Below are 7,269 nucleotides of genomic sequence, written 5' to 3'. Positions count from 1 at the left end.
TTGAAGCTAGCGAGATTTTGCAATCTCATTTATAGTCGATTACTCGACTGTGCTTACTCACTCGTTGTTCAGTTTTCAAAGATCAATTTCTTTCGTTCGCTACCGTGTTACCGAAGCAGCGAGAAGTAATATACCACATCAACTTGTTCGAATGCAAGAACTTTTTTCAGAAAGTTTCTTTCGTTCATTCGTTCTTTTGTTCGACCGCCGAAGCGACAAGGAGTAATATAACAAATCCTCCAAGGGATTGCAAGTTTTTATCCCATGGGAAAAAACGACAATTAAAAAAGGCCCTGGCGCATGATGCACCATAGCCTTATCTTCTTTTAACCTTGGCTTCCAATAAAGACGTATCGAGCAATAATTAGAATAGCTAGTATCCACATTAACCAGTGGACACTGTATTTCTTCTCACTTTTGCCACTAGCATTAGCTGCTGCTGCAAGTACTACATAAGTAACGATACCGAAGGAAATCCCATTTGCAATGTTGTATGTGAAAGGCATCAATACAATTGTAAGGAACGCTGGGATCGCGATAACGAAGTCTTGGAAGTCGATCTCTTTAATAGATTGAACCATGAGAACACCAACCACAATCAATGCCGCTGCAGTTGCAGATCCAGGGATTAGCATAACAATTGGCGCTAAGAACAGGGCAAGCAAGAAACACACACCTGTAGATACTGCTGTTAAACCTGTGCGACCACCCTCGGCTACACCTGCTGAACTCTCTACAAACGCTGTTACTGTACTCGTTCCAACTAATGCACCACCGCTGACGCCGATCGCATCCACGAACATCGCTTTACCCACGCGTTTGGTACCCTCTTCTTTATTCTTCATAATACCAGCACGATTCGCTGTTCCTACCATTGTACCGAATGTATCAAATAGCTCAACGAACGTGAAAGTAACGATAACAGATACGATTCCTGTTGTCATAATGCCTGCGAAATCAAAATCTGCGAAACGTAGCTTTGACATATCCGGTACCCATGTTGTTTCGCTGCTAGTTAATGTAGCTAAATCAACCATACCCATGAAATAACCGACTACAGTCGTTCCTAGAATCCCGAATAGAATCGCGCCACGCACACGCATTACCAGCAAAATAGAAATCAACAAGATACCGACGAGTGTTAAAATAACACCTTTATTTTCTAATGAACCCATATGGAAAATAGTTTCGAAAGAAAGAACATCCGTAAATTGATGTGCTTTAATATCAGTACCTGATTCAACGGCTACCGTAAGGATACCGCTGTTTTTAAAGCCGATCATCGCGATAAACAAACCAATTCCCACAGTAATCGCATGCTTCAAACTATCTGGGATAGCGACTAGAAGCATTTGACGCATTTTCGTAATCGTAAGGATGATGAAGATAATCCCCGAAATAAACACGGCTGTAAGAGCCATCGAAAACGTAAATTTACCTTGTGATGTCAAGATGATCGTCGCGAAGTACGCATTCAAACCCATTCCCGGAGCTAGAGCTACAGGGAAATTAACGAAAAGCCCCATCGCAATTGTCATGACGCCTGCCGCGATAGCTGTTGCTAAAAACACAGAGGTCCATTCTCCACCAGTTGCCCCTGTTTTAAAAGCACTCAGGATATCTGGATTAACTGCTAGGATGTAAGCCATGGTCATGAACGTCGTGATCCCCGCCATGATTTCTGTTCTTACGGTGGTGCCATTTTGTTTCAACTTAAAAAAACGATCCAAATCCATCTTCCTACTCCTCCTAATGAATGGTGGGGAACCACAGATAAACGCCTCCATCGTCCTTTTAGGACGAACGCGTTTATAAAGGTTGTGTAAAGCAACGTGTACCTATATGCTTTCCGGCCAACAGCAAAAAACCCGGAATCGTGGTGTCTGATTCCGGGTACGAAAAAGGAGCCGTCCATATGAGGGCTGCCTTCAGAAAGTGAAGTTACAGAAAAAACTCATAGGGATACCGTTCCTTTTTTTCGTAGCCAGATCATTTGCGGTGATCTCGTAGAAACTCCCAGGCCAATCCCCGAGATTATACGAAAAACTGTTATCCAATTTCATATTCTATTGAAGAATTGGGCAAGTGTCAATAAAAAAAGACGAACGTTTACAGGGTAAATTATAACAAATCGTTCGTCTTTTTATTTCACGTAAAAAGAACAAAATTAACGTGGGGATCACTTGCGTGAAAAGCAAAAAAGAAGCGCATCTCTTCTGTATGAAGAGACACGCTTCTCATCGTATGTTGATGTCAGTCTGCTACAGCCAGCCAATGCCCAGGCTGCACTTCAACAAATTGCGAACGGTCCAACCCGTACGGATCTTGAATGGACGGATCGAGGAGCGGCACGAACTTCTTGCGAGACTCTACCGCTGGATTGGGTACAGGAATGGCCGCAAGCAGTGACTTCGTATAGGCATGCAAAGGGTTCGCATACAACTCTTCGCTCTCTGCTAGCTCTACGATTTTGCCTTTATACATAACCGCCACACGGTCACTGATATGTTTGACCATTGAGAGGTCATGCGCGATAAATAGGTATGTTAACCCTAACCGTTGTTGCAGCTCCTCCAGAAGCTTAACGATCTGTGCCTGAATAGATACGTCCAGCGCCGATAACGGCTCATCGCATACGATAAATTCCGGCTCTACTGCCAATGTTCGTGCGATGCCGATTCGCTGCCGCTGTCCGCCAGAGAACTCATGCGGGTAACGCATCGCATGAGCTGCGCTAAGTCCCACCATCTCCAGCAATTCTTCGATTCTATGCTGACGCTCAGACTTGCTTTTCGTCATCCGATGAAGATCAAGTGCCTCGCCAATGATGTCGGCAACGCGCATACGCGGATTTAATGATGCATACGGATCCTGGAAGATCATCTGCATATAGCGTCGCATCGTCTTCATCTCTCCGCGGGATAAGCGGTTAAGTGAGATCCCCTTGTAGAGAACTTCTCCACCTGTTGCCTCGTTTAGGCGTAGGATCGTTCGACCCGTGGTGGATTTGCCACTACCTGATTCTCCTACAACGCCAAGCGTCTCCCCCGCACGGATATCAAAACTGATATCATTAACGGCTTTGATGATCTGACCCTTACCTAAGTTGAAATGTTGTTTCAGTGATCTAACCTGAAGCAAGGAACGTTCATCTGCTGAATGACTTACAGCGGACACCAGCTTTGGTTTCTTTTTCTCATCAAGCCTAGGCAGTGAATTTAACAATCGTATCGTGTAGGGATGCTTCGGTGCAGCAAAAATTTCTTCTGTCGTGCCCGTCTCCACAACCTCGCCATCCTTCATAACCACGACCCGATCACACATACCTGCCACGACACCTAGATCATGGGTAATCAAAATAATGGACGTGCCCAGCTTCCGCTGAATTTCTTTCATCTGATTCAAAATTTGCGCCTGAATGGTGACATCAAGCGATGTGGTCGGCTCGTCCGCAATGAGCAGCGACGGCCGGCAAGCAAGCGCAATTGCAATCATTACCCGTTGACGCATACCACCGGAAAACTCATGGGGATACTGATAGTAGCGTGTTTCTGGGAAAGGGATACCAACTAGCTTCAGCATCTCAATGGCTTCCTGCTGTGCTTCCTGTTTCCCCAGTCCCCGATGCTTGATTAGACTCTCTTCAATCTGCCGGCCAATACGCATCGTTGGGTTAAGTGAGGACATCGGATCCTGAAAGATCATCCCGATATCGCGACCGCGAATATGTTCCATCTCCAAATCTGACTTATCAGCTAGATTCTGACCTTGAAAGAGGACCTGTCCTCCCTTCACCATCGAAGGCGGGGACGGCAATAACCGCATGATCGTACGTGCAGTAACACTTTTCCCGCTGCCGGATTCTCCTACGATGCCCAGCGTCTCTCCTTCGCGAACGGAGAAACTTACATTTCGAACCGCTTCAACCTCCTTATCGCGAGCGTAAAAAGAAACTGACAATTGCTTCACTTCTAAAATGGATGTCATATAATCACCTTTGAGTTGGGATAAACTTGAAAAGAAAGTTTCTATCATACGTAAATACATGTTAAAATATAAGTTAATTATATCAAAACGATAAAAAAATTATATAATTCAAATAAAATAAACAATTTTTCGACTTTCATTGACATTTTTCGTTACCACTCTTAAAATCTACTATATCGATCGGAATAATGCAATATAAAAACTGACCGACAAAGGAGCACACGAACTTGACCGGGCACACTGCAGCTACAGAATCCCTACTCGTCGATCGACTCGGGAATCTCTTTTTCAAAATGCTTTTACATCCTACTTACCGTTTTTTGCTACTGCTAGTGGGAGCTCCCTTGCACCTCATCGTCTATTCTGTCTATCTTTACAGTAAGAAGCATAGTATGCACAAGGTTGAGCTGGACAAGCTAGAGCAGCAATGGACGTCCTCCGGCTATCGAGATCGACTTTTCGAAGAGACGAAGGAACAACTTGAACGCAAGCACCGATTCTTTGGTCAAACCGTTGCACCTGAGAAGCTGGAACGTGAAGCTAATCAGATTACGGCGATCAAATTTAAGGAAGCTTTACTGAGTCAACTTGAAGCTGCGCAAGAGGGAAACAACAGGTCGAAGGTCACCTATGCGGATACTTTCAGCCAGTTGATTCGAAACCCAGCGTTTCTTGCTTTATCCATAATACCTGGCGTTCTCATGTATGTACTCATGTTCGTCTATAGCAACGCCTATCTCAAATATATTATGGAGCGGCTCGTGATGACCGTTTTCGTCATATTTGGCGTCGCCTTTCTCGTCTTTACGATTCTATACCTGTCCCCTATGAATCCAGCGGCCAACATTATTGGAGAGACCGCTACAGCAGAGCAGATTGCTTCGTTCAATAAGCTATACGGATTGGATCAACCTTATCTGGTTCAATTGTGGGATACGTTTCGGGGGATTATCACCTTCGATTTAGGCAAATCATTCGCAGGCAACGAAGTTGTCACAACCTCAATCGCTGCGAAGTTTCCTGTAACGCTCACGCTCACAGTTATCTCTACGATAATTGCCGTATTGATCGCACTGCCGATCGGGTTGATATCGGCTACACGGCCAAATTCTTTTGTGGACTATACGTTCATGTTAATTGCACTGATTGGCTTGTCCATCCCTAACTTCTGGCAAGGTTTGGTTCTTATTTTGAATTTCTCAATCAAGCTGCACTGGCTGCCCGCTACCTATAACCCGCAGAACGCCTTATCGATGATTATGCCAATCATTGTCTTGGGGACAGGACTGACAGCCGCGGTCGCTCGGATGACACGTTCTTCCACATTGGAAGTCATCCATGAGGATTACATTATTACAGCTCGGGCGAAGGGACTCTCACGCAGACAAGTGCTGTGGAAGCACGCCGTGGGTAATGCGTTGATCCCAATTATCACAGTCATCGGATTACAGTTCGGTGGGATGCTGGGAGGCGCAGCTGTTACGGAGAAGGTTTTTAATATCAACGGAATTGGGAGTTACATCGTGGACAAACAGTTTATCCCCGATATTCCGGCCATTATGGGTGGTGTCGTCTATACCGCTATCACCATCTCTATCGTAAATGTCATCATCGACATTCTGTACGCATTTTTTGATCCAAGAATCCGTTCCAAAATGAAACAATACTAGCAGGTGACCAACGTGACGAAATCGATACTTAGTAAACAGGACATTCACTTTAGATTACAGACCTGCTCCGAATACGGACAGGCCAGCTTTGCCGGAATCGCCACCTTGAGCTTGGCGTTGGTTCTGTTGTTTAACAGCTTTGACGGTGCACAATTGGCTACGAATTCAGTCGTTTTCGTTGCCTTTGTCTCTTACTTGGTCTTTGCTCTGCTCCAATTGGGGACAATGGCCTTGATTCGCAGAGACCTGCTCCAATACGGAGAGATACGTCGCACCACGCGTTGGCTAGGTTACGTACTGCTGGTTAGCTTGCTGACGGCGAATATCTTCATCGCAACAGCAGCTTTTCAACTCATTAAGCGTAAGAATAGTGCCATTTACACACTCTCGGTCTACGCACTATTAACAACTGTGTTTGTGTTCGCCGTTTCGGCGTTAAACGTCTTCAAGCCCTATGTATCCAATATGTTTGTACCTGGTATGGCTCTCATTCTATTCGCTGGCGTCATTCAAATACTTGGCTTACTTCTGATCTCCCGCTATGCAGATCAACAACTTCTGCCCAAATGGTTCTGGATCGTCGCCGTCCTGGTGCTTGCAACCTCGCTAACGGGCAATCTCTTCGCTCTTGCACTTGGCATCTTATTGATAACCAAGCTTCAGAACAAGGAAGGCTCGTCGGGAACCAAATTAAATGAAGTTGTCGAGCGGCTATCCCGCAGTACGACTTCCATGCTTGGCCTGTGGTTCATCGGATTCTTGATAGCCATTTCATTGTGCAGCTACTTAACGTTCGACTATGGACTAGCTATCGATAATAACTACTCAGCTATCCTGCAATCACCAAGCCTTACTTATCCCCTTGGTACGGATAACTTTGGCCGATGTCTATTCTCTCGCATTGTATTCGGTGCACGTATCTCACTCTTCGTTGGTATTCTCTCGACATTGATCCCCGTGATCATTGGGGGGACATTAGGAGCGATATCCGGCTACTACGGACGCAATACAGATAATCTCATCATGCGAGCGCTCGACATCCTTTATGCGATTCCTGGCATTCTATTGGCGATTGCGATCATCGCGGCATTCGGCGCCAACACGGTTAATCTTATTATTGCGCTCAGTATTGGGGCGATCCCAACCTATGCACGAACCATGAGAGCCAACGTGTTGCTCGTCTCTACGCTGGAATATGTGCAGGCAGCGCGAGCTTTCGGTGCAGGCGATCTAATCATCCTACTTAGACATATCGTACCCAACTCGATTGCGCCGATGATTGTCAAATCTACGTTAACCGTAGGCGGGGCTATCATCTCTACGAGCAGCTTAAGCTACCTCGGACTCGGCGTTGAGCCGCATATCCCCGAGTGGGGCAATATTTTGAAGGTAGGAAGCTCCTATCTCGAAACTCACTCTTATACAGCCATCTACCCTGGCTTGGCCATTATTGCGCTAGTGCTGTCTTTCAACTTCCTTGGCGACGGTCTTCGCGATGCGCTTGATCCCAAGCTCGACTAAACAAGCTATTCCTCTTGGAATATTCATTCTTACTCCATGACTTCATCGTAACGATTTAACTTGAAGGATTATGGAATGAATGTGCGTTCAT

At 45.6% G+C, this 7,269-nt stretch carries 4 protein-coding genes and 1 riboswitch; of the genes, 2 read left to right on the top strand and 2 right to left on the bottom strand.

Annotation, left to right across the window (positions count from 1 at the left end; all coding sequences use genetic code 11):
* Positions 1-326: 326 nt before the first annotated feature.
* Together J2736_RS29745 and J2736_RS29740 are read right to left on the bottom strand one after the other, a co-directional pair.
* The gene (locus J2736_RS29745) at positions 327-1,730 is read right to left on the bottom strand and encodes an NCS2 family permease (protein WP_310502213.1); all 1,404 of its coding nucleotides are present in this window, start codon (positions 1,728-1,730) and stop codon (positions 327-329) included.
* A gap of 231 nt (positions 1,731-1,961) precedes the next feature.
* A riboswitch (purine riboswitch) is annotated at positions 1,962-2,062 on the bottom strand.
* A gap of 191 nt (positions 2,063-2,253) precedes the next feature.
* Complete coding sequence (locus J2736_RS29740) at positions 2,254-3,987, bottom strand: ABC transporter ATP-binding protein (RefSeq protein ID WP_310502210.1); 1,734 nt, start codon at positions 3,985-3,987, stop codon at positions 2,254-2,256.
* Positions 3,988-4,214: 227 nt separating this feature from the next.
* Here J2736_RS29740 and J2736_RS29735 point away from each other — a divergent pair, with 227 nt between their 5' ends.
* Together J2736_RS29735 and J2736_RS29730 are read left to right on the top strand one after the other, a co-directional pair.
* Complete coding sequence (locus J2736_RS29735; protein WP_310502209.1) at positions 4,215-5,657, top strand: ABC transporter permease; 1,443 nt, start codon at positions 4,215-4,217, stop codon at positions 5,655-5,657.
* Positions 5,658-5,669: 12 nt separating this feature from the next.
* Positions 5,670-7,178: an ABC transporter permease gene (locus J2736_RS29730; RefSeq protein ID WP_310502208.1), complete on the top strand. Its 1,509-nt coding sequence runs from the start codon at positions 5,670-5,672 to the stop codon at positions 7,176-7,178.
* Positions 7,179-7,269 lie beyond the last annotated feature (91 nt).

It is taken from the genome of Paenibacillus qinlingensis (genome assembly GCF_031455095.1).
Lineage (GTDB): Bacteria > Bacillota > Bacilli > Paenibacillales > NBRC-103111 > Paenibacillus_E > Paenibacillus_E qinlingensis_A.
The sequence above is the reverse complement of the archived record's forward strand: the minus strand, read 5'-3'. Positions and strand labels throughout refer to the sequence as shown.